This window comes from Acinetobacter defluvii (genome assembly GCF_001704615.3).
In the GTDB taxonomy this organism is placed as follows: domain Bacteria; phylum Pseudomonadota; class Gammaproteobacteria; order Pseudomonadales; family Moraxellaceae; genus Acinetobacter; species Acinetobacter defluvii.
In genome coordinates, this window is sequence record NZ_CP029397.2 from 2,987,951 (window position 1) to 3,009,681 (window position 21,731).

Below are 21,731 nucleotides of genomic sequence, written 5' to 3' on the forward strand. Positions count from 1 at the left end.
CTTCTCTTAGCCCGAATTAGAATGTACGTACATCAACGAAATGACCTGCGATTGCCGCCGCTGCTGCCATCGCTGGACTCACCAAATGTGTACGACCACCATTGCCCTGACGACCTTCAAAGTTACGGTTAGACGTCGATGCGCAATGCTCACCCGGTTGTAATTTATCTGCATTCATTGCCAAGCACATTGAACAACCTGGTTCACGCCATTCAAAACCAGCTTCAACCAAGATTTTATCCAAGCCTTCTGCTTCTGCTTGCGCTTTAACTAAACCAGAACCTGGAACGACCATCGCTTGTTTAATACTAGAAGCAACTTTTTTGCCTTTCGCAACTTCTGCCGCTGCACGAATGTCTTCAATACGAGAGTTTGTACATGAACCGATAAATACACGGTCTAACTGAATATCTGTCAATGCCTGACCGCCATTTAAGCCCATGTATTGATAGGCACGTGTCCAATCATTGCGTTGTACGTCATCTTTGGCTTGCTCTAAAGTAGGAACCGCTTGTGACACAGGAATCACCATCTCAGGTGACGTTCCCCAAGACACTTGTGGCTCGATCTCTTCACCTTGTAAAACTACAACAGTATCAAAATGTGCGCCTTCATCAGAATGTAAAGTATTCCAATATTCTACTGCTGCATCCCACTGCTCGCCTTTCGGTGCATAAGGACGATTTTTCACATATTCAATCGTTTTTTCGTCGACAGCAACCATACCAACACGGGCACCACCTTCAATCGCCATGTTACAGACCGTCATACGACCTTCAATCGACATATCACGGAACACTTGACCACCGAATTCAATCGCATGACCTGTACCACCCGCAGTCCCGATTTTACCAATAATCGCCAATACCACATCTTTTGGTGTTACGCCTTGACCTAATTTGCCATCAACACGCACCAACATGTTTTTCATTTTCTTTTGGACTAAGCATTGGGTTGCCAATACATGTTCAACTTCTGATGTTCCGATCCCATGTGCCAAACAACCAAATGCACCATGTGTTGCAGTATGAGAGTCGCCACAAACCACCGTCATACCTGGCAAAGTTAAACCCTGCTCAGGGCCAACCACGTGTGCAATTCCTTGACGAACATCATTAATGTCAAATTGAACCACATTAAAGGTTTTACAATTGTCATCTAAAGTTTGCACTTGGATACGTGAAGTATCATCTTCGATCCCTGCAATCCCTTCTGAACGCTCTTTAGTAGACGTTGGAACGTTGTGGTCAGGTGTTGCCACGTTGGCACTTAAACGCCAAGGTGTACGACCTGCCAATTGCAGACCTTCAAACGCTTGTGGAGACGTTACTTCATGTAATAAATGACGGTCGATATACAGTAATGCAGAGCCATCATCTCGTTGTTTTACTAAATGGTCATCCCACAATTTATCGTACAATGTTTTTGCATTTTCGGTTTTTGCTTTTTGGTTTTCGCCTGCCATGTCGATGTGCTCCACTGGACTGGGTAATTCTTTCATTAATTCGATTATAACCGTGTTTTTACATAAATCTAATTTATCATTTTTATTAATTTAAAAACTTTCTGGAATTAATATTTAAATTCCAACACTGTAAAAATCAGGGGTGGTACTACCTTGAGGTTGATAAATATCAGATAATTTAAAATCAGGATAAACATCAACAAGTTTTTTACAATCATGGATTCCATGGCAATACTTTCCATTGAAATATACCTCACCATATGAATGCTCAAATCTGAACTTTCCATTATGCAAATAAAATATACGTTGTAATGCAAGTTCAGGCTGAGAAAATCCTATATCAGCGAGTAGCTCTTGATCCTTTTTAGCTAAATATAAAATATAGGGGATCGTAAAAATAAAACCGATGAAATATACAAGAAATAGTGCTGTAGCAAAGCCTAGTGTAAGAATCCAACCGAACTCAGTAGAATATAGAATGGTTCCAAAAAATATCATGGTCCCCAACCCGATCAATATTGGAAAGAAAATAACGAGATCAATAATTGCAGGTGTTGTGCCATACCCTACCCACGCAGGTATATGCAGAATTCCATTGTCTAAATTTAATATTGCATCAATCTGATGTCTACAAGAAACATCATCGAACCTATAAGTTACAATTCGAACGTTCGAACCATCTCCAAACATAAGTTGATGAAAATTTCCCTGTAATAAATGACCATTTACAGTACACGTAAATTTTTTACTTTTAACGTATTGTTGCTTATGTTTCCCTAGTTTTAACCCTAACTGACTAAATTGAATTTCTAGATTTTCTACAAACCCTTCTATTTGTATAATATTTTCCATATTTTTCACTTATTATAAAAATTCAACTCACATCATAAACGATCATTCACAAATCCAATCATCAATAATTAAAAAATCTCTTTTACACTATAAATGATAATGATTATTATTTAATTAACTTCTAATCTTATGGTGACTGTCATGGCGCGTATTCAAAATTTTGTTCAAACCAATCAACGAATTTTCAAAAAAACCTTAAGCTATTACATCATGCACATTACCGTTGCGATGTTAGTTGCATACATGGTGACAGGTAATTTATGGATGGCTGTTACATTAAGTTTACTCGAACCGACTGTGCAAGCCTTTGCATTCTTCTTCCATGAAAAAGTATGGAATAAAAAAGACCAAGCTGCATTAAATGCACAAAAATCCACAGTAACAGTAATAGAAGCTTAATTTCTAAAATCAAAAATGCTGTGGCAACTAATCACCACCTCCGCCACAACTACTACACGAAGAATCTGAACTCGAATCCCCATCGGAGTTTGCATCATAACCTGAATGCGAGTGACTCACATCGCTGGATGAGCCTGAGCATGAAGAAGATGAAAATGCGGTTGTCGATGAACATGCGCTATTTGGATGTGAAGGTGAGGTATCTGAACGAGTATCAAGTAACTGACCATACATCGCAAGCAATACGGGTAATTGAAAATGAATGCCATTTTCCCATTTCACCTGTGTATCGATTTGAAATAAACGAGGTAAAGTTTGCGTGTTTTTAGGGTCTAAATGATGAATCTGACAAGCCGCTTGCCACGTATTTATTAATTGTTTGCGCTGTTCCTCTTTTTGTTTTGTAGTCGGATTTTTATCATGTGGTTTATGCCTGAGTTCATAGCCCAAAGTATTTTTACACATCAAATCATAAAAATCCTGAAACTCCTCAATCAAAACATGCCACAACGCATCGACTGCATGTGAAGGCATCGCATAGGAGTTTTTTGACCACAAATGTAGAGCGAGATAATCTTTAAATCCTTCTTCAATGATCTCTTGTGAGGATTCACTCATTTGTGGATGACGCTGATAAAAAGCCTGCCAAATATAATCAGGGATACGTATCGCCACCAAATCTTGGAGTTTTTTAAGATGCAATCTTCGCACCAACGTCCAAAAAAATACAAAAATAACGCTAAAAATCAGTAGGAAATAGATATGAAAATAATAGAGAAATAATCCACCCAATGACAAAATAATCAAGCTATATATCAAGAACCTAAACCAAGATAACTTAAATATATTTCGCTTCACGGTACTGAAATGTTGGAGAGAATGATGTTGTTGTGTATGCAAATAAAATCTACCTTTTTGTTGTTTTTATTCTCATCACTATAAATAAATGTCCTGTTTTTTGTACAGTAAAAACTTGTATATAAACTTTTCCAAACAATTACGCATACTCCGGTCATTTCACTTAATTTGTAAATATTTCAGAATTGTTTTGATTAATTCTAAAAATTTCTAAATAATGAATTACGCATAAAAATTCTTTATGGATGGGAATATCATGAATCTTGCTGCTTTTGAAGCCTTTGTTAAAGTTATGGAAACTGGTTCAATTTCTATGGCAGCAGAACAACTGTTTATTACCCAGCCTGCTGTCACTAAACGTATACATAGCCTTGAGGATTATTTTGGTGTCAAACTTTTTGAGTCTGCAGGCCGTGGAATTCAAGCGACACATGCCGCACATTCATTGTTGCCTAAAGTCAAAAACTGGTTAAATGAGTTAGGAGATATTCACCACACGCTCAGCCATGAACAAGGGCAAGTGCAAGGTAAACTGAAAATTGGTACAAGTCATCATATCGGCTTGCATCATTTACCCATACACCTCAAAAAATATGTCCAAGACTTTCCAAATGTCACTTTAGATGTGCATTTTGTTGATTCTGAACAAGCACACGAACAAGTACTCGCAGGTGATCTCGAGCTTGCATTTTTAACTTTACCACCACAAGGGGATGAACGTTTAAAATACGTCAAAATTTGGGATGATCCTTTGGCATTTGTAGTTGCGCCTTTCCATCCATTGGCACACAAAGAAAACCTTAGACTTGAAGATTTAATCGAGTACTCAAGTCTAATTCCTGCATCCCAAACCTATACTAGTCAAATCACCTTAGCGGAGTTTGAGAAAAAAGGGTTAAAACCTAAAATTACAATGAGTAACAACACCTTAGAAGCAATTCGCATGTTGGTTTCGATCGGTTTAGGTTGGTCAGTTCTACCTAAAACTTTGTTAAACAACGACTTAAAACAACTCGATATCAATGTAAATATGTATCGTCAATTAGGAATGGTATGGCATCCCGCCCGTAGTCAATCACGTGCTGTTCTAGAACTTATTGAAATGATGAAATAATTTTTTGAAAGATTTAAAATTTTAAAATAAAACCAGAAAACCATATTTCAGAAATCATCCAAGTCATACTAAACTTGGAAGAACTCCGTATCTGAAATATGGAATTCTGAGTTGAGCGCTGTATTTTCTTGTTGTCTCTGTTGTGTTGTTGAATAATGAGTTTTTCTTTTTTTGTTTTCACTATTCTTATTGTTTGTAGAGCTATTTTAAAACATACACTATTGCAATTTAATTAAATAATTGAAGAAATAAAAAAACCATGTCAATTTTGATAACATGGTTTTATCTTTTCACTCTTTATCACTCAATCAGAAAAATATTATTTCACTGAATCTTCGTGTAAAGATTCATTTAACTGATCAACAATCGTTGCCCACTCGCCATCTGAACTGAGTTTTTCAGCTAAAAATTGGCGTTGTGATTCTGTCCAAATATTGGCTTGTACAATCGTTGTATCTGCATCGAGCTGATGGGTTTCAATAAATTTCTGAATTGAAGCTTCACTAGAGTCTAAGCCAAGTTGTTCAAATAAATTGGTCATTCTTGGGCGTGTTTGGCTCATTTTATCTCTCCATTCGTTTCTAAAAGTTCTAAAACCAACATAGCATTTTTAAACTAAAAGTGAAGCTTAAATTCACCACCTGTTTTTTAATGTCTCATACCTTGCATCATTTCACTTAAAATCCAAATACATGAAACAATAAGAATCAAAACAATGCTAGGTAACCACCAATTTACTCCACCATACTCTCGCAATGATTTACTCTGCTGTTTTATAAAATAATTCCTATACCTTTTCCACAAACAGTAATTTCCGTTAAAGGCAAAGAATACTCGAGTACTTCCCCAAACCAACAGGATGGAAATACCCAATGATTCAGAGCCAATCACGCTTAAAATTACCGATTTAAACAGACTAAAAATGAATAAAATAATTATTGGTGAAAAGAAAGCCAATATCCCTTTTAAATAAATTTTCCGATAAAAAACCATAATGAACCACCAATCAATGCAGCAAAATTAAAGGTAAACTTGGTGTCTTTTTTTTCAAAATCAGAAAAAACTTTTTGATAATAATCCACATGATGCACAACAAATTGTTTTAAGTTTTGCTTTGAATTTAAATTCGTTCCCATTTTTATTTTCCTTTTTAATTTCTTATATTCATTAATCGTACATAAAAAACAGCACCTCAGTGCTGTCATTCATCTACTTCATCAATAAAAGCGAAATCAATCAAATCGACCAGTCTTGAATTTCCCAACCCTCTTCTTTGGCTAAAACCTCCAAACGATCATCAGGATTGATGGCAAAAGCATGATCTGCATATTCCAACAAGAACCGATCATTAACCGAATCTGAATATACCCATGACTCCGTGACGTCACGACCTTCAAGCCACTGATCTAAACGTGCCAATTTGCCTTTTTGATAACATGGAATATTGATGACTTTACCCGTATATTTTCCATCTTTAACTTCTGCATTGGTGGCAATGATTTCGGTAATCCCAAACTCACGGAAGATCGGTGCAGTAATAAAATCCGATGTTGCCGTAATCCCAACCAACTCATGCCCTGCCTCTTTGTGACGTTGAATCGCCTCAAAACCTTTTGGGCGCATTTGTGGGCGAATCACTTTTTGCATAAACAGCTCATGTAATTCTGTCAAATAGGTATGGTCATGTTGAGTTAAAAACTCAAATACAAATTCGTTATAGGCAATCGGATCCAGCTTCCCTGCTTTATAGTCTTCATAAAATTTATCATTCATCGCACGATGTCGGACGGGGTCGACCAAGCCTTCATTGACTAAAAACTCACCCCAAGAGTGATCTGAGTCGGTATTTAATAAGGTGTGATCAAGATCAAACAACGCCAATTTCATGAAAATACTCGTGCAAACTGAAAATTAAGAAAAAAAATGTAAATCTATCTCCGCTTGTCGATAGAAATTCGTTAAGATCATAGCAATTTTACAACATTATTACTTTGACTTTGTCGAGTTGGATGCAAGAGTGAATGTCCCCATATACAAAGTCAATGAAATTCACAAAATTTAGGTAGCCAAATGATCGATTCAGAAGGTTTCCGACCCAACGTCGGGATCATTTTGGCAAATGATATTGGACAAGTTTTATGGGCAAAACGCATTGGTCACAATGCATGGCAATTTCCTCAAGGAGGTATCCAGTTTGGAGAAACTCCTGAGCAAGCTCTTTTTAGAGAACTACGAGAAGAAGTTGGGCTCCTACCAGAGCACGTCCAAATAATTGCACAAACCGAAGGTTGGTTGCATTATCGTTTGCCGCTTCGATACATTCGTTCGGATTCTGATCCCGTATGTATTGGACAAAAGCAAAAATGGTTTTTATTAAAATTGGTAGCATCAACGAACTACATTCAGTTGAACTTATCTGATCCGCCAGAGTTTGATCAATGGCAATGGGTCAGCTATTGGTATCCACTGGGACAGGTAGTGAATTTTAAACGTGATGTTTATCGTAAAGCAATGATGGAGTTGTGTATGCAAATGCCACAATTTTTACCTGAAGTTTCTATAAAAATCTAAAGATTTTTTCAGAGGCTGCTGTTATAAATAAAAGTGAAATTATACATTTGAGCACAATCCTACTATAAAGGAGCATATATCCCATGTCGAACATGCAACTAGACACCCTAAGACGTATTGTCCAAGAAATTAATACGTCTGTCAGCTTGCATGAATCTTTAGAAATCATGGTCAATCAAGTTTCTGAAGCAATGCATGTCGATGTATGTTCCATTTATCTACTTGATGAGCGTAATCAACGTTTTGTCCTGATGGCGACCAAAGGACTCAATCCCAATGCAGTGGGTAATGTTTCATTGCATACCAGTGAAGGTTTGGTCGGTTTGGTCGGACAGCGTGAGGAAATTGTCAACTTAGACAACGCGCCAAAACATGAGCGTTTTTTGTATTTACCTGAAACTGGCGAAGAGATTTATAACTCTTTCCTCGGTGTACCTGTCATGTATCGCCGCAAGGTGATGGGCGTTCTGGTGGTACAAAATAAAGAACCTCAAGATTTTAGTGAAGCGGCTGAATCATTTTTAGTCACTTTATGTGCACAGCTCTCTGGTGTGATCGCGCATGCACATGCAGTAGGTAATATTGATGTTTTTCGTAAGCCGAATAGCTTACCAACGTATAAAACCTTTCAAGGAGTTTCAGGCTCAGGCGGGATTGCGATTGGTCGTGCCATTATTCTCTATCCACCTGCGGATTTGGCAGCTGTGCCAGATCGTGAAGCCGATGATATTAGTGAAGAGTTACAACTTTTAGATCATGCGATAGCATCTGTACGTGATGAAATTCAGTCACTTGATGACAAAATGCAGGATGCACTCATGGCAGAAGAACGCGCGCTGTTTAGTGTGTTCTTACGCATGTTAGATGAAAATGCCTTACCTTCTGAGATTAAAACTGAAATCCGTGATGGTCATTGGGCGCAGGGTGCAGTACGTATTGTCATCGACAAACATATTGCTTTGTTTGCACAGATGGAAGATGACTACTTACGTGAACGGGTTTCTGATTTAAAAGACCTCGGTCGTCGTATTTTAGCCTATTTACAAGAAGCAGATTCGAGTCATCGTGAACTAACTGATGAAAGCATTCTGATTGGAGATGAAATTTCTACTGCTGCTTTAGTTGAACTCCCTGTCGATAAAATTGCAGCGATTGTCACCACTGAAGGTGCAATGAATTCACACATGGTCATCGTGGCACGTGCCTTAGGCATTCCAACTGTTGTCGGTGTGACTGAACTGCCAGTAAGTACACTCGATGATGTGGAAATGATCGTCGATGCGCATCAAGGGCGGGTTTTCATCAATCCACCACGTCGTATGCGTACCCGTTATAAAGAAATTCAAAAAGAAGAAGAACAAATCGCCAAAGATTTAAAGCAGTATGAAACCAAAGACGCTATCACCCCTGATGGTGTTGCTGTGAAACTATACGTCAATACAGGCTTGATGATTGATGTTGTACGTGGCGTGCAACGTGGTGCAAAAGGTGTCGGTTTATATCGTTCTGAGATTCCGTTCATGCTTCGTGAACGCTTCCCTGGTGAAGAAGAACAACGTGCCATTTACCGCCAACAACTGAGCCACTTTGCCAACAAACCTGTGGTGATGCGTACCCTCGATATTGGTGCAGACAAAGACCTACCTTATTTTTCTATCGAGGAAGAAAACTCAGCTTTGGGCTGGCGTGGAATTCGCTTTACCCTTGATCATCCTGAGATTTTTTCTTCACAAATTCGTGCCATGCTCAAAGCCAGTATTGGTTTGAATAACTTGCATATTTTACTGCCCATGGTGACCAGTGTCAGTGAGGTTGAAGAAGCCTTGTATTTACTGGAACGTGATTGGGTTGCTGTGCAAGAAGAAGAACAAGTCAAAATCACCAAGCCAAAAATCGGCATCATGGTCGAAGTGCCAAGTGTGCTTTTACAGATTGATGAGTTTGCACCTTTAGTAGACTTTTTCTCAGTGGGTTCCAATGATTTAACCCAATATTTACTCGCCGTTGACCGCAATAATCCACGTGTTGCCAATGTTTATTCACATTCACATCCTGCAGTATTGCGTGCTTTGACTCGTTTAGTACAAGAATGTCATAAATACGATAAACCTGTCAGTATTTGTGGGGAAATGGCAGGTGATCCACTAACAGCGATTTTACTTATGGCAATGGGCTTCAATACCCTATCGATGAGTTCAAGTAATATTTTGCGAGTGCGTAAAGCAATTTGTCATGTGCCAATGCCTGATGCCAAAGTATTACTCGACCAATCTTTGCAAATGAATAATCCGTTGATGGTCAAAAGTTTATTGGAATATTATTTTAAAACCCATGGCTTGGGGGATATGGTAAAAAATTCTTCTCGTGCAGTCAGCTTATAATTTTTGATTGATACTGCTATATTTTTTAAAAGCAAAAACAAAATGCTAGAAAGTAAAAAGGTCGATAATCATCAGAATATCGACCTTTTTTGTGTTTAGAATAACCACGTTTTGCATCTTTTTTTCGATCTACAAAAGTTTGACTTTTGTTAAAATCATTCATGTGTTTTGCCACAAAGTTGTGAATCACAACTTCAGGCGCAGCTTTTTTCTTCGCCATTTTATTTACCTTTTTTAATATCCATCAAAATAAGATGGGAATGTGATATTACGCCTTTTTGCACAAAATACAAGCATTCTTATAAAATATTTCATCATAATGATCAGTAGCTTACAAAAATATAAATATTGCTTTTTATATTCAACAACCACCCTTTACAGGATGGCTGTATCCGTTAAAATTAGCGATTGGAATCCAATACTTCGTTATTACTAATGACTTGTTGTGCTTTACTATAGCTTTCCATAAGCAACTGATATGCTGGGAAAATTTGAGTATAAACTTGTGCCCATTCTGCTGCATCCTCACGATTCCAAGTTTTTTGAATTTCAGAAGCAACTGCTGCGGTATCCATCGGTACTACACCTGCTTGAACCATACGTGCTAAGGTTATTTCCTGCGCCATTTTGCTATATGTCCCAGAGGCATCAACGACAACAAATACTTTATAGCCTTCTGCAACTGCACTGATTGCAGGGAAAGCCATACATACGCTAGTAATCGTTCCTGCAATGATCAATGTTTTTTTACCAGTTGCTTTTACTGCTTGTACAAATTCAGAGTTATCCCACGCATTGATTTCACCTTTACGTGCAACATACTGTGCATGGGGTGCATTTTGATGAATTTCAGGGATCAATGGACCATTTGGACCTTGTGGTACAGAAGCTGTTGTAATGACTGGAATATTTGCCAATGATGCAATTTTTGCCAAAGCAGATGCACGTTGACGTAATTCAGTCATTGGCATATCCCCTACGGTTTGAAATAAGCCACTTTGATGATCAATCAATAACATCACTGAATCTGTAGAATCAATCACTGGACGTTGTCCGTCAAAATTTGCTGGCGTAGACATTTTTATTACCTTCATATTGATTGGTTTGTGTTTATAATATTAGTAATGGAACAATGTTTATTAAATATTCTAAATATGACACATTGTCCCAATATATAAACAATAAAATGTTTTTTTAAATGAGATAAGCCAATGAAAGACCTAAACGATCTTTACTATTTTGCAAAAGTGATTGAATACGGTGGATTTTCCGCAGCGAGTAATGAGTTAATGCTGACAAAATCATTATTAAGTCGCCGAGTCGCAGAGTTAGAAAAACGTTTAGGGGTCAAATTATTAAATCGAACAACCAGACAAATTTCCATCACGGAAGTGGGCAAAATTTATTATCAACACTGCAGGGCGATGCTAATTGAAGCGGAGGCTGCTGATGAAGCCATGCAAATGCTGAGTGCCGAACCGACAGGAACTGTAAAAGTTTCCTGTCCAACCAATCTGCTACACATTAATATCAGCCAAATGCTGAATAAATTTTTAATGCAATACCCCAAAGTAAAATTACATATTGAAGCCACCAATCGTAAAGTTGATTTAATTAATGAGCGTTATGATGTTGCCATTCGTATCCGACCTCTGCCTTTAACGGACAGTGATTTGATTGTGCGTGATTTGGCTATTTCAAAGCAATATATTGTGGCAAGTCCTGATCTGGTCAATCAACGTTTCAAGCTTCAATCTTTAGATGAGTTACATCACTGGCCCATTTTAATGATGGAATCATTTGCACCTGAATATCATTGGAATTTATTTAATCAACACAATGATCATTATTATTTTAAATGTGAACCTCGACTTACGACTACCGATTTAGTTGCATTGCATTCTGCAACCTTACAAGGTTTAGGCGTAGCGAAACTACCCGAGCTAATCAGCAGTGAAGACTTAAAAACGGGACGTTTAGTTAAAATCATTCCTGAATGGGAGCCAAAACCAGAATTGATTCATCTAGCTTATACGTCACGCAGAGGACAACTGCCATCCGTCAAAGCATTGATTGATTTTTTAGTTGAAGAGTTCAGGACAAATCAAACGACATAAATATTGCATAAGTAATAAAAAGGCCAAGATCGGCTATTTTATTTGGGTCTTTTGATGAAATGATCTTTATTTTTTAAGCGGAATTACTTCTAAAATAAACATCGTGATAACAGCAACTTACTTAAAAATACTTACATCATTTTACATAAATTTTCATTAAAATACTAAATAATCAAACATTTTCAATAAGATAAATTTGCTTTATTTTTAAAACGTATATATATTGTATATACATTTTTGAAAATCACCTTTGGGGATAAATACGTTATGGCTGAATTACCCAAAAAAACAAAGGTGAATAAAAAAGATGGTCAACTCTTAATTCGCATTAATAGTGCTGAGCGGGATGAGTTCTTACAATTGTGTGAAAACCTAGATACCAGTGCAGCACGAGAATTAAGAAAATTTATCCGTAGTTTTATCAAAAAACATCAGCCAACGGATACCAAAACTAAGGAGTAACATGATGTCTAAGCAAGTTAAATCTTTAAAGAAAAAAATCAAAGCGCGTTTGGATAAAATTTCAAAACACGAAGGCAAATTGAAACAGCTTAAAAAAGAGCTTAAAAAACAAAAGTAATCTTATTTAAAGATTTGAGCTCATGCTTTAAATAAGCAATGAATTTAAGCCAATAAGGGTTAAGTTTTCCGAAACTTAACCCTTATGTCATTTCATGTCAGCATCCATAAAAAATAGATTGATTGGCGAACTTTTTGAGTTAAGGCACTCAATCGTATGTTCACTTATAAAAACACAAAAAAGCCCAACAAAATCATTTGTTGAGCTTCACAGTATTATTCAGCATCATTTAATAGACGATAAGCACTGATTATTCAGCTTTTTCTTCAGCCTTAACACCCTTTTGATACAGTGTGTAGATATAAATCGGAATATTCAAATCTTCAAGATGCTTATACACCCAAGGGCGAACTTCATCCCAGTCCAAACCACCCACACCCGTTGCTAAACGAGGTAAAGCAAGGCTTTCTATCTTTTCATCAAGTACTACTTGTCTGAGTGCTTTCAATGTACTGTTCACGTATTCAATAGAAGCTTTACCCGGTTTTGCACCTTTATCATAAGCTGCTTCTTGAGTCATGAGGTTAATAATGCGTTGCCCTTCAGCATTCACCCAAGTCCACAACTCACCTGATTTTGGATGATAAATATGACAATAATTTCTAAAATCTTTATATAAAGCAGGCCAGTGTTCTCTTAAATTTAAAGCCAAACCACTTGCAAAGTTATCATTTGGTGCAACCCCATGCGCAATTGCACGTGCGTCACTCAGTAAAATATCTCCAGAAACTTCATAGATCATAAATAATCTCCTCTATTTAAAATTATCATATTGCTATCTTTCTATTTCTAATATGGAGGATTTATTTATTATTTTCATGTCTTTTACATCAACAAGGGAGTCACATTTTTTGCTTAAAAATCATTCAAAATAATGTTAATATGTTTATATAAATGCAGTACTTTTAAAACTTAAAATAAAGCACTGCTTCTATTATTATGTTACACCTAAAACAACGATTAAAAACATATATTTATAAAATAATTTTATTTCAAAAAACAGTTAACCTATTCATTTCTAATAAAGATACTCAAATAAATATTTTAAATTCATGCATAAAATAAAAATATAAAGGTGCTTTAAAAAATTATCTATCCGATACGAATTTAATAAAACCATTTATAAAAATAGTTTATATACTTTTGGGAATAATATACTACATGCTAAACCAAACATGAGACATGCCAATGCTTTGATCAGTATCTGTTGGGTTGTTTTTGATTGAATAATATTCTAAAAAAACTCCCATTGAAGAGGTTAGTATCATACAACCTCTTCAATTTTTAAATTTTTAATGTGCCAAGGCTCTTGCTAATATTCGTTCAACATCCAGCACTTTTGCATCAATCATACCGACAACTCGTCCATGAAACTCATTGTAACGCGTTTGGATAAAAGCCGCTGCAACAGCATCAGGTGCATGCTGTTTCAGTAAAATCGCTTGCGCCAGAATCACCAAGCGACTGACCAGACTGCGTGCCATAAACTGCATTTCATTAGCTTGTAGACTACTAAATAATTTTAACAATGACTGCAATTCATTCTGCAAAACAGCATCACTTGAGGTCACTTGAGCAAAAGACTGGAATAAGACTTCGATGGAATTACGATCACGCTGAATGGCACGTAATACATCCAAACACATGACATTACCCGAACCTTCCCAAATGGTATTGACAGGAGCTTCTTTAAAAATACGCGCCATAATGCCTGTATCCACATAACCATTACCACCAAAGACTTCCATCATTTCGCCTGTCAGTTCCACAGCTCGTTTACAGACCCAAAACTTAGATGCAGGGGTCATGATGCGTTTCCATGCCAGTGATAACTCATCATCTTGTTCATAGCAATGTGCGAGATGAAAGCTGAGTTGCATCGCAGCTTCAGTTTCCAATGCCAAATCTGCAAGTACCGCTTGCATCAAAGGTTGCTCGGCTAAATGCTTTCCAAAAGCTTTACGCTGACGCGTATAGGCGATGCACTGTACCAATGCTTGTCGGAGCATGGCACTTGAACCAACTGAACAGGTTAAACGGGTGTAATTCGCCATTTCGATAATGGTTGGAATGCCACGTCCTGCTTCTCCGATCATGATGCCCCATGCGTCTTTAAATTCAACCTCTGAACTTGAGTTACTACGATTCCCGACTTTGTCTTTTAGACGTTGTACTTGAATGTTATTCTTGGTGCCATCCTCTAGCCAACGAGGGACAAAGAAACACGCCAAACCATCCTGTTCAGTTTTCGCCACCACCAAATGTGCATCACACATTGGTGCTGAGAAAAACCATTTATGTCCTGTCAATAAATAAGCTTTACCACGACCTGATTCCACCACAGGAACAGCTAAGGTTTCATTGGTACGGACATCTGAACCACCCTGCTTTTCGGTCATACCCATGCCCATCCAAATAGATTTCTTTTGGGAAATCGGAATATCTCGTTCATCGTATTCATTGGACAATAATTTTTCACCGATTTTCGCCCACAGTTCAGGTTCATTCTGAATCAAAGGAATACTACCTAAGGTCATAGAATTTGGACATAAATTACCACATTCGACTTGCCCACTTAAGAAGAAACGTGCCGCCCAATCAACCCATTTTGAAGTTGATTGCGGGTTGTTAAATGGGTGTGCATGGGTATTAAACTGACGGTTTATACTCATCCATTTATGCCATGCAGGGTGAAATTCTAAAAAGTCTTTACGACGACCACGTGCATCAAAGGCATGTAATTCTGGGGTATGACGATTGGCTAGGTCTGCATATTGATAATATTCTGCTGAACCAACAATCTCTCCAAACTCCGCTAGAGCTTGCTGATCTTGACTGCCATAACGCTGCAATATTTCTTGTAATACTTGGTCAGTGCTGAATAAGTTGTAGTTTTGCAATTCATCAAACTGATTATTGATCTCGTGGGTTTCCCATGCTGGTCGTGCTGCAAATTGTGCTGTATTCATCCTAAACGCTCATCTTGTTGTTTACTTCAATTCCATTCAGTATAGAAGAAAATGCATTCATTGGTGTTCGGATTAGTTTTATGGCTTTAGCTGCGATTAATGTACGACGTAAACCACGTCAATCAAGGGCGCGCATCACACAAGAAGCGTTGATAGAAAGTTTTGTTCGGCTTTTACATGAGCGTCCTGCCCATAAAATTACCATTCGGGAAATCACTGAGCTTGCAGGTGTAGGATTAGGGACGTTTTATGAGTATTTTTCTAAGAAAGAAGATTTGATTGCCCTAACCATCCATCAGCATGTGAAAAATAATGCCGAAGCTTTAAAAAGTTATGCACAAAGTCGATATGAGTTATCCACAAATCTGACTTTGGAGAGTTATTTACAGCAGATCATTCAGTTTCAGTTACAACAAATTCAGGCTGAGCAGTTTTTATGGGCGCAAACTTTTTTATTGGAACGCCAGATTTCTAGTATTGAAATTTATCAGAAAAGTTATGCCATGATGGTTCAAATGTGGCAGCATATACTTGCTTCGTTCATAAAAGATACAACACAGCTCAACCATGTCAGTCTAAATGTACAAAGAATTTGCTATGGTTTTGTATCGCAGATATTGTTGATTGAACCGAAGTTTAAAGAATGGGAGCATTTAGAGAAAGATATTGTACAAATGCTAAAAAATTTGATTTAAGCAAAATAGTAATTTCAATGTCTTATTCATCTAACTTGATCCAGCATATTGATTTCATATTGAATATTAACCAACCCAATGTTCAAAAAATATTGAGCTCAGCGTACCATTTAGCATGCTAGCAATCATAAAACACTGAGCAGCATCTCAGGCTTTCAAAAATAGAAAGCACTTGATTTCCGAGTATTCATGTCAATTTAAAACACTAATCAATCGTTTTTTCCACTTATTTAGACCTTTATATTCCATTTGTCAAATAACATTGAAAATATTAACTTCAATATACAGGTATATATTTTTAAACGCGTTATTTTCAGTTTTAAGCCATTCAAAATGACTTTAGATAACATCGCTTTGTCATATTGTAATTTTAGAATGAATTAACAAAACGTTTAATGTGATATCTGTTGAAGCATGTTATCCATATTCATTATGGAACATTCCTTAAAATACATGATGAGAATAATGGAGAAATACGATGAGCCAAGACGATATTAAAAAATGCCCAGTCACCCACCTGACCACTGATGTTGGTGCTCCTGTAGTAGACAACCAAAACAGTATGACGGCAGGTGCTCGTGGTCCATTACTTGCACAAGATTTATGGCTCAATGAAAAATTAGCCAACTTTGTTCGCGAGGTGATTCCTGAGCGCCGTATGCATGCCAAAGGTTCTGGTGCATTTGGTACATTTACAGTAACGCATGACATTAGCAAATATACACGCGCTAAAATTTTCTCTGAAGTTGGCAAAAAAACTGAAATGTTTGCTCGCTTCTCTACCGTTGCAGGTGAGCGTGGTGCGGCAGATGCTGAACGTGATATTCGTGGTTTTGCACTTAAGTTTTATACCGAAGAAGGGAACTGGGATCTTGTGGGGAACAACACCCCTGTATTCTTCATGCGTGATCCACGTAAATTTCCAGATTTAAACAAAGCTGTTAAACGTGACCCAAAAACCAACAAACGTAGTGCAACCAATAACTGGGATTATTGGACATTATTACCAGAAGCATTTCATCAAGTGACCATCGTCATGTCTGATCGTGGTATTCCTGATGGCTATCGTCATATGCATGGTTTTGGTAGTCATACCTATAGCTTTATCAATGATCAAAATGAACGTTTTTGGGTAAAATTCCATTTCCGTACCCAACAAGGCATTAAAAACTTAACTGATGCCGAAGCAGAAGCAATCATTGCCAAAGATCGTGAAAGTTCACAAACTGATCTCTTTAATGCAATTGAACGTGGCGATTTCCCAAAATGGAAACTGCAAGTTCAAATCATGCCTGAAACTGATGCAGAAAAAGTGCCATATCATCCCTTTGATTTAACCAAAGTGTGGCCACATGGTGACTATCCTCTGATCGATGTGGGTGAGTTTGAATTAAATCGTAATCCTGAAAATTACTTCCAAGATGTCGAACAAGCAACCTTTGCACCGAGCAACCTTGTACCTGGTATTAGTTATTCTCCAGACCGTATGCTACAAGCGCGTTTAGTCAACTATGCTGATGCTGCTCGTTATCGTGTCGGTGTCAACCATACTCAAATCCCTGTCAATGCCGCACGTTGTCCAGTTCACTCTAACCGCCGTGATGGTCAAGGTCGCATGGATGGTAACTATGGTAGCTTGCCACACTATGAGCCAAATAGTTTCCACCAATGGCAAGAACAACCTCAATACAAAGAGCCACCTTTAAAAATTACAGGAGATGCAGATTTCTGGGATTATCGCCAAGATGATGCAGACTATTTTAGTCAACCCCGTGCATTATTTAACTTAATGAAACCTGAACAACAACAGGCTTTATTTAACAATACTGCGGCTGCGATGGGCGATGCGCTTGATTTCATCAAATATCGTCATATCCGTAACTGCTATGCCTGTGACCCAGCCTATGGTGAAGGTGTAGCTAAAGCTTTAGGCATGACAGTTGCTGATGCGCAAGCCGCACGTGCCACTGATCCTGCTCAAGGGAATCCTGGTTTGCTCTAAATAGAAGTCAAATTGAAAAACCACCTTCGGGTGGTTTTTCTTTATTTGTAAAATTGCTATAGTCTAACTTTACAGTGTTGAAAAATAAAAAATGAATAAAAATATCGAGAAAATCATTGAAACCCATGACATTGTATTATTTGATGAAATATGCGTGCTGTGTAATAGGTGGGCAAAGTTTTTAATCAAATATGATCATACAGCGCAATTTAAACTTGCTTCAGTACAGTCTGCACTTGGGCAAGCAATTTTACAACATTATGATATGCCTTTAGACAATTTTGACACCATGTTGGTCATTCAAAATGGACAAGCCTATACAGAATCTACTGCATTTTTAAAAGTGATGGACAGTTTAGGTCGACCATTTTCTAGTGTAAAAATTGGCTATCTATTTCCAAAACGTATGCGTGATTTTGTATATCGACGTGTAGCACAGAATCGTTATGGTTTGTTTGGTACGACAGATTATTGTTTATTCGTTTCTGCTGAAAATAAACAACATTTTTTGGAAAGTGTGGTTCATGCAACAATCTAAAACTATTGATAAGGTTTTATTTACATTACATTTTACTTTGGCAATAGTATGGATTTATCAAGGCAGTGTGCCCAAATTAATGTTTCATGCACTCGATGAACAACGCTTGTGGGAATTACATGGTTTAGATGAGCTGACGATATTAATACTGGTTGAGGTTGCAGGGTGGATGGAAATTATTTTTGGTGCGTTATTTCTACTCTTGAAGCAGCGTAAGATCTTACATTATTGTAATATTGCAGCCATGCTTGGGTTAAGTATATTTATTTTATACACTGATGTGACCTATTTCCAGCAAGCTTTTAATCCTTTTGTGATGAATCTAGCGATGGCAGCGTTATCTCTCATTGCTCTGCAACTCTTAAAATACAACAAATAATTTATCCTATTTGATTCAAGCCATTACATACTCTGGACAAAAAGCATTAACTATTTAAAGTAATGCTTTTTCAGACGTTTTGAGCATGTTTGACTTTTTAGACCCTATTTGGCTTAACAATAAAAATACGTTCAAAACAATTTACTGAATGTCCATATTGAATTATGCTGAATTAAACAATCAACTTCCGCCCTTCTTTTATACAATAGAACGGATTCATCAACTTAGACGTATTTTTCATTGCATCATGTAAGTCATGTTCAGGCTGTTCTCGGCTTTCATCAGTCAACTGGAAAGTCCGATAGTGAATTGCCAATGAGCGTTTTGCTTGCAAATCAATATGCGCTTGAAAGGCATCTTGTGGATTCATATGCATATATTTCATTAAATTGCGTGGCTCATACGCCCCAATAGGAATCAGCGCAATACGTGGTGAACCTAAACGTTTTTGAATCTCTTTGAAATGTCCTGAGTAGCCAGTATCTCCTGCAAAGAAGAAATGCCCATACTGTGAAACAATAGAAAAACCACCCCACAGTGCAGCATTTTGATCACGGAAGCCACGCCCTGAGCCATGTTGTGCAGGGGTATAGACGATTTTTAAATTTTTAAATAATGCAGATTGCCACCAATCCATTTCGATGACATGCCAGTCATTCGGTAAATAGTGACTATTGCCTAAACCTGTATAAATCGGCATTGCAAATTTACGATGTAACCAACGCAAACTGGCGATATCCATATGATCATAATGATTATGACTGAGTAATACTGCATGAATCGTTGGTAGATGCTCCAATGCAATCCCTGCTGGAATCACACGTTTAGGACCACGTCCTTGTTTAGGACTGACATGATCTGCCCAGACTGGGTCTGTTAAAAAATTATAAGGTCCGATTTGTAACAATACGGTTGCGTGTCCGATAAACCAAATTTGCCAATCATTTTCTGAGGCATTTGGGCGGTTTTGAGGCAATGCGCGTGGGGTTGCATAAAACTCAGCGGCTTCTTTGCTAGAGTCGACACCCCAAGTTGAAGACTTGCGTGTACTCAACCATTTCACTAAATCCCAACGGCGATTGCCTTCAGGGCGACGCACAGGATTAAAAAAGTTTTCACCATTATGATGGTCTGAAGCCAACACCTTAAATACAGGTCGATACCACGTATGTGATAGGCAACTTTCAGTTTCTAAACGATAATGGAGCTGTTGTGTAGGAACGGTCGCTACAACTTCTTCGGTATTTAAAGTACGATCTTCAACCGAATTCTGTTCAATCTCTTTTGACATTACGACTCTAAACGCCCTTTCATTCTTTCTAACCACATTTGTTGTGTTTGCGGTTTAATAAATAATGCAATAATTTCAGGATGAATTTCTCTGATCTTGGTTTCAATACGATTAACACAAGCTTCGATATCATCTGAAGTTAAATTATCTTTAAATTCTAAACTCAGTGAGGCAAGTACTTGATGAGCACCCATTTGTTCAGTTAAAACACCATTGGCATACTGCACAGCAAAATCTTCCCTCGCCACTTTTAACACATTTTCACGTAATTGTGGATGAGCAATTTCACCCAACAGCAATCCTTTCGTTTCTCTTGCTAAAAGTAAAGCGGATATCGCCAAAACTATACCAATTAAAATGGAAGAAATACCATCTATCACTGGCATGTTCAACTGATGTGCCAGAAAAATCCCGATCAACGCAATAAACAAACCAATCAGTGCTGCCGAATCTTCAAACAATACGGTAAAGGTGGTCGGATCTTTACTGCGTTTAAAAGCTTCGAAATAGCTCATTCTACCTTTTAATTTTTTAAAAGACTTTAAAGCAACCAACCACGAAGTCCCTTCACACAGGATCGCAATGACTAACACAATATAATTAACATAAGGTGATGTTATTTCTTCAGGATGTAAAACATGCTGCACACCTTGATAAATCGAAACGATCGCACCCAAAGCAAAAACCAGCAATGCAACAATAAATGCCCAAAAATACAACTCTCGCCCATAACCAAAAGGATGTTTGGCATTGGCGGGTTGTTGCGATTTTTTGATACCATGCAGTAACAATACTTCATTCAGTGTATCTACAACTGAATGAATCGCTTCACTGAGCATTGCAGAACTATTTGTAATATAAGCTGCCACAAACTTTACACATGCAATCGCAAGATTACCGAAAAGTGCTGCATATACCACAATTTTGTTGGAATCTGACATTTATTGTCCTGTTTATTGTGATCAAATACAGTGATTTGATTTTTCTCTGCATTTTAAGCCATATTAGTTAAACCGCATGTATTTTTCCTTTAATTTTTGTTGCTGTTCACGATTGAGCGATTTTTTTATGCAAACCGAAATTCGTTCATCTCAACCTGATCAACATCCAGCACTCTTTTCTGTTTGGCAACAATGCGTGGATGCTAAACAACATTTTTTTCAGCACCAGCATATTTTAAAAATACGAGAGCTTTTAACCGTACATCATTATTTTGAACATATGCAGTTGTTTCATCTCGAGCTAAATCAAAAGATTATCGGCTTTATTGGGATTGCTTATCGTAAAATAGAAATGCTCTATGTACATCCCCAATATGCAGGACTCGGCTTTGGTTCAATGCTGTTAAAGTATGCTTTAAAGTTGGGTGTTCAAGAAGTGGATGTTTTTGAAAGTAATGTCAAAGAATTTAGATTTTATCAAAAGCATGGTTTTCAACTGAGCGCACGTTCTAAATGGGATACACAAGGTTATCCATGTCCGACATTGCATTTACGCTTTCATGCACACACTTAGAGTAA

At 37.5% G+C, this 21,731-nt stretch carries 23 protein-coding genes; 11 read left to right on the plus strand and 12 right to left on the minus strand.

Going from position 1 to position 21,731, the window contains the following annotated elements:
- Positions 1–16: 16 nt before the first annotated feature.
- Both leuC and DJ533_RS16765 read right to left on the minus strand, forming a co-directional pair.
- The gene (gene leuC / locus DJ533_RS16760) at positions 17–1,465 is read right to left on the minus strand and encodes a 3-isopropylmalate dehydratase large subunit (RefSeq protein WP_065993403.1); all 1,449 of its coding nucleotides are present in this window, start codon (positions 1,463–1,465) and stop codon (positions 17–19) included.
- Positions 1,466–1,579: 114 nt separating this feature from the next.
- Positions 1,580–2,317 (minus strand): hypothetical protein, encoded by a 738-nt coding sequence (locus tag DJ533_RS16765; RefSeq protein ID WP_065993402.1) that lies wholly within the window; start codon positions 2,315–2,317, stop codon positions 1,580–1,582.
- Between the two features lie 141 nt (positions 2,318–2,458).
- Here DJ533_RS16765 and DJ533_RS16770 point away from each other — a divergent pair, with 141 nt between their 5' ends.
- Complete coding sequence (locus DJ533_RS16770; protein ID WP_065993401.1) at positions 2,459–2,716, plus strand: DUF2061 domain-containing protein; 258 nt, start codon at positions 2,459–2,461, stop codon at positions 2,714–2,716.
- Positions 2,717–2,743: 27 nt separating this feature from the next.
- Here the strand turns inward: DJ533_RS16770 and DJ533_RS16775 are convergent, their stop codons facing one another.
- Positions 2,744–3,418 (minus strand): glycine-rich domain-containing protein, encoded by a 675-nt coding sequence (locus DJ533_RS16775; protein ID WP_065993400.1) that lies wholly within the window; start codon positions 3,416–3,418, stop codon positions 2,744–2,746.
- 412 nt (positions 3,419–3,830) lie between these two features.
- Here DJ533_RS16775 and DJ533_RS16780 point away from each other — a divergent pair, with 412 nt between their 5' ends.
- Positions 3,831–4,688 carry a LysR family transcriptional regulator gene (locus tag DJ533_RS16780; protein ID WP_065993399.1) on the plus strand — a complete coding sequence of 286 codons (858 nt, stop codon included), beginning with the start codon at positions 3,831–3,833 and terminating at the stop codon, positions 4,686–4,688.
- A gap of 319 nt (positions 4,689–5,007) precedes the next feature.
- On the opposite strand, the gene DJ533_RS16785 is transcribed toward DJ533_RS16780, so the two are convergent.
- The 3 genes from DJ533_RS16785 to DJ533_RS16790 all read right to left on the minus strand — a co-directional run bounded on the left by DJ533_RS16785 (position 5,008) and on the right by DJ533_RS16790 (position 6,575).
- Entirely contained in the window at positions 5,008–5,250 is a 243-nt protein-coding gene (locus DJ533_RS16785) for a DUF2789 domain-containing protein (RefSeq protein ID WP_065993398.1), read from the minus strand.
- Positions 5,251–5,653: 403 nt separating this feature from the next.
- The gene (locus DJ533_RS18745; RefSeq protein WP_171488577.1) at positions 5,654–5,824 is read right to left on the minus strand and encodes a hypothetical protein; all 171 of its coding nucleotides are present in this window, start codon (positions 5,822–5,824) and stop codon (positions 5,654–5,656) included.
- A 100-nt stretch (positions 5,825–5,924) separates the two neighbouring features.
- The gene (locus DJ533_RS16790) at positions 5,925–6,575 is read right to left on the minus strand and encodes an HAD family hydrolase (RefSeq protein WP_065993397.1); all 651 of its coding nucleotides are present in this window, start codon (positions 6,573–6,575) and stop codon (positions 5,925–5,927) included.
- A gap of 183 nt (positions 6,576–6,758) precedes the next feature.
- Between DJ533_RS16790 and DJ533_RS16795 the strand changes: the two genes are divergently transcribed.
- Both DJ533_RS16795 and ptsP read left to right on the plus strand, forming a co-directional pair.
- Positions 6,759–7,259 carry an RNA pyrophosphohydrolase gene (locus DJ533_RS16795; RefSeq protein WP_065993396.1) on the plus strand — a complete coding sequence of 167 codons (501 nt, stop codon included), beginning with the start codon at positions 6,759–6,761 and terminating at the stop codon, positions 7,257–7,259.
- Between the two features lie 83 nt (positions 7,260–7,342).
- Positions 7,343–9,640 (plus strand): phosphoenolpyruvate--protein phosphotransferase, encoded by a 2,298-nt coding sequence (gene ptsP / locus DJ533_RS16800; protein WP_065993395.1) that lies wholly within the window; start codon positions 7,343–7,345, stop codon positions 9,638–9,640.
- A 25-nt stretch (positions 9,641–9,665) separates the two neighbouring features.
- On the opposite strand, the gene DJ533_RS16805 is transcribed toward ptsP, so the two are convergent.
- Positions 9,666–9,860 (minus strand): DUF7230 family protein, encoded by a 195-nt coding sequence (locus DJ533_RS16805; protein WP_065993394.1) that lies wholly within the window; start codon positions 9,858–9,860, stop codon positions 9,666–9,668.
- A gap of 181 nt (positions 9,861–10,041) precedes the next feature.
- The gene (locus DJ533_RS16810) at positions 10,042–10,719 is read right to left on the minus strand and encodes a hydrolase (RefSeq protein ID WP_065993393.1); all 678 of its coding nucleotides are present in this window, start codon (positions 10,717–10,719) and stop codon (positions 10,042–10,044) included.
- A gap of 132 nt (positions 10,720–10,851) precedes the next feature.
- On the opposite strand from DJ533_RS16810, the gene DJ533_RS16815 reads away from it, so the two are divergent.
- Both DJ533_RS16815 and DJ533_RS16820 read left to right on the plus strand, forming a co-directional pair.
- Positions 10,852–11,757, plus strand: a complete 906-nt coding sequence (locus tag DJ533_RS16815; protein WP_065993392.1) for a LysR substrate-binding domain-containing protein — start codon at positions 10,852–10,854, stop codon at positions 11,755–11,757.
- Positions 11,758–12,024: 267 nt separating this feature from the next.
- Complete coding sequence (locus DJ533_RS16820; protein WP_065993391.1) at positions 12,025–12,219, plus strand: hypothetical protein; 195 nt, start codon at positions 12,025–12,027, stop codon at positions 12,217–12,219.
- A gap of 368 nt (positions 12,220–12,587) precedes the next feature.
- On the opposite strand, the gene DJ533_RS16825 is transcribed toward DJ533_RS16820, so the two are convergent.
- On the minus strand, positions 12,588–13,079 hold the full coding sequence (locus tag DJ533_RS16825) for a macro domain-containing protein (RefSeq protein WP_065993390.1): 492 nt from the start codon (positions 13,077–13,079) through the stop codon (positions 12,588–12,590).
- A gap of 550 nt (positions 13,080–13,629) precedes the next feature.
- Complete coding sequence (locus tag DJ533_RS16830) at positions 13,630–15,306, minus strand: acyl-CoA dehydrogenase family protein (protein WP_065993389.1); 1,677 nt, start codon at positions 15,304–15,306, stop codon at positions 13,630–13,632.
- Between the two features lie 80 nt (positions 15,307–15,386).
- On the opposite strand from DJ533_RS16830, the gene DJ533_RS16835 reads away from it, so the two are divergent.
- The 4 genes from DJ533_RS16835 (at position 15,387) to DJ533_RS16850 (ending at position 18,920) form a co-directional block, all read left to right on the plus strand.
- Positions 15,387–16,001, plus strand: coding sequence for a TetR/AcrR family transcriptional regulator (locus DJ533_RS16835; protein ID WP_065993388.1), 615 nt, complete (start codon positions 15,387–15,389; stop codon positions 15,999–16,001).
- Between the two features lie 478 nt (positions 16,002–16,479).
- Complete coding sequence (locus DJ533_RS16840) at positions 16,480–18,003, plus strand: catalase (RefSeq protein ID WP_065993387.1); 1,524 nt, start codon at positions 16,480–16,482, stop codon at positions 18,001–18,003.
- 91 nt (positions 18,004–18,094) lie between these two features.
- Positions 18,095–18,541 carry a thiol-disulfide oxidoreductase DCC family protein gene (locus DJ533_RS16845; RefSeq protein ID WP_065993386.1) on the plus strand — a complete coding sequence of 149 codons (447 nt, stop codon included), beginning with the start codon at positions 18,095–18,097 and terminating at the stop codon, positions 18,539–18,541.
- A complete protein-coding gene (locus DJ533_RS16850) occupies positions 18,528–18,920 on the plus strand; it encodes a DoxX-like family protein (protein ID WP_065993385.1) in 393 nt (130 codons plus the stop codon). Before DJ533_RS16845 ends, DJ533_RS16850 begins: the two co-directional genes overlap by 14 nt.
- A gap of 172 nt (positions 18,921–19,092) precedes the next feature.
- On the opposite strand, the gene DJ533_RS16855 is transcribed toward DJ533_RS16850, so the two are convergent.
- Positions 19,093–20,211, minus strand: a complete 1,119-nt coding sequence (locus tag DJ533_RS16855; protein ID WP_065993384.1) for an MBL fold metallo-hydrolase — start codon at positions 20,209–20,211, stop codon at positions 19,093–19,095.
- Complete coding sequence (locus DJ533_RS16860; protein ID WP_065993383.1) at positions 20,211–21,152, minus strand: cation diffusion facilitator family transporter; 942 nt, start codon at positions 21,150–21,152, stop codon at positions 20,211–20,213. Before DJ533_RS16860 ends, DJ533_RS16855 begins: the two co-directional genes overlap by 1 nt.
- A 127-nt stretch (positions 21,153–21,279) precedes the next feature.
- Here DJ533_RS16860 and DJ533_RS16865 point away from each other — a divergent pair, with 127 nt between their 5' ends.
- A complete protein-coding gene (locus DJ533_RS16865) occupies positions 21,280–21,726 on the plus strand; it encodes a GNAT family N-acetyltransferase (RefSeq protein WP_065993382.1) in 447 nt (148 codons plus the stop codon).
- Positions 21,727–21,731: the final 5 nt, after the last annotated feature.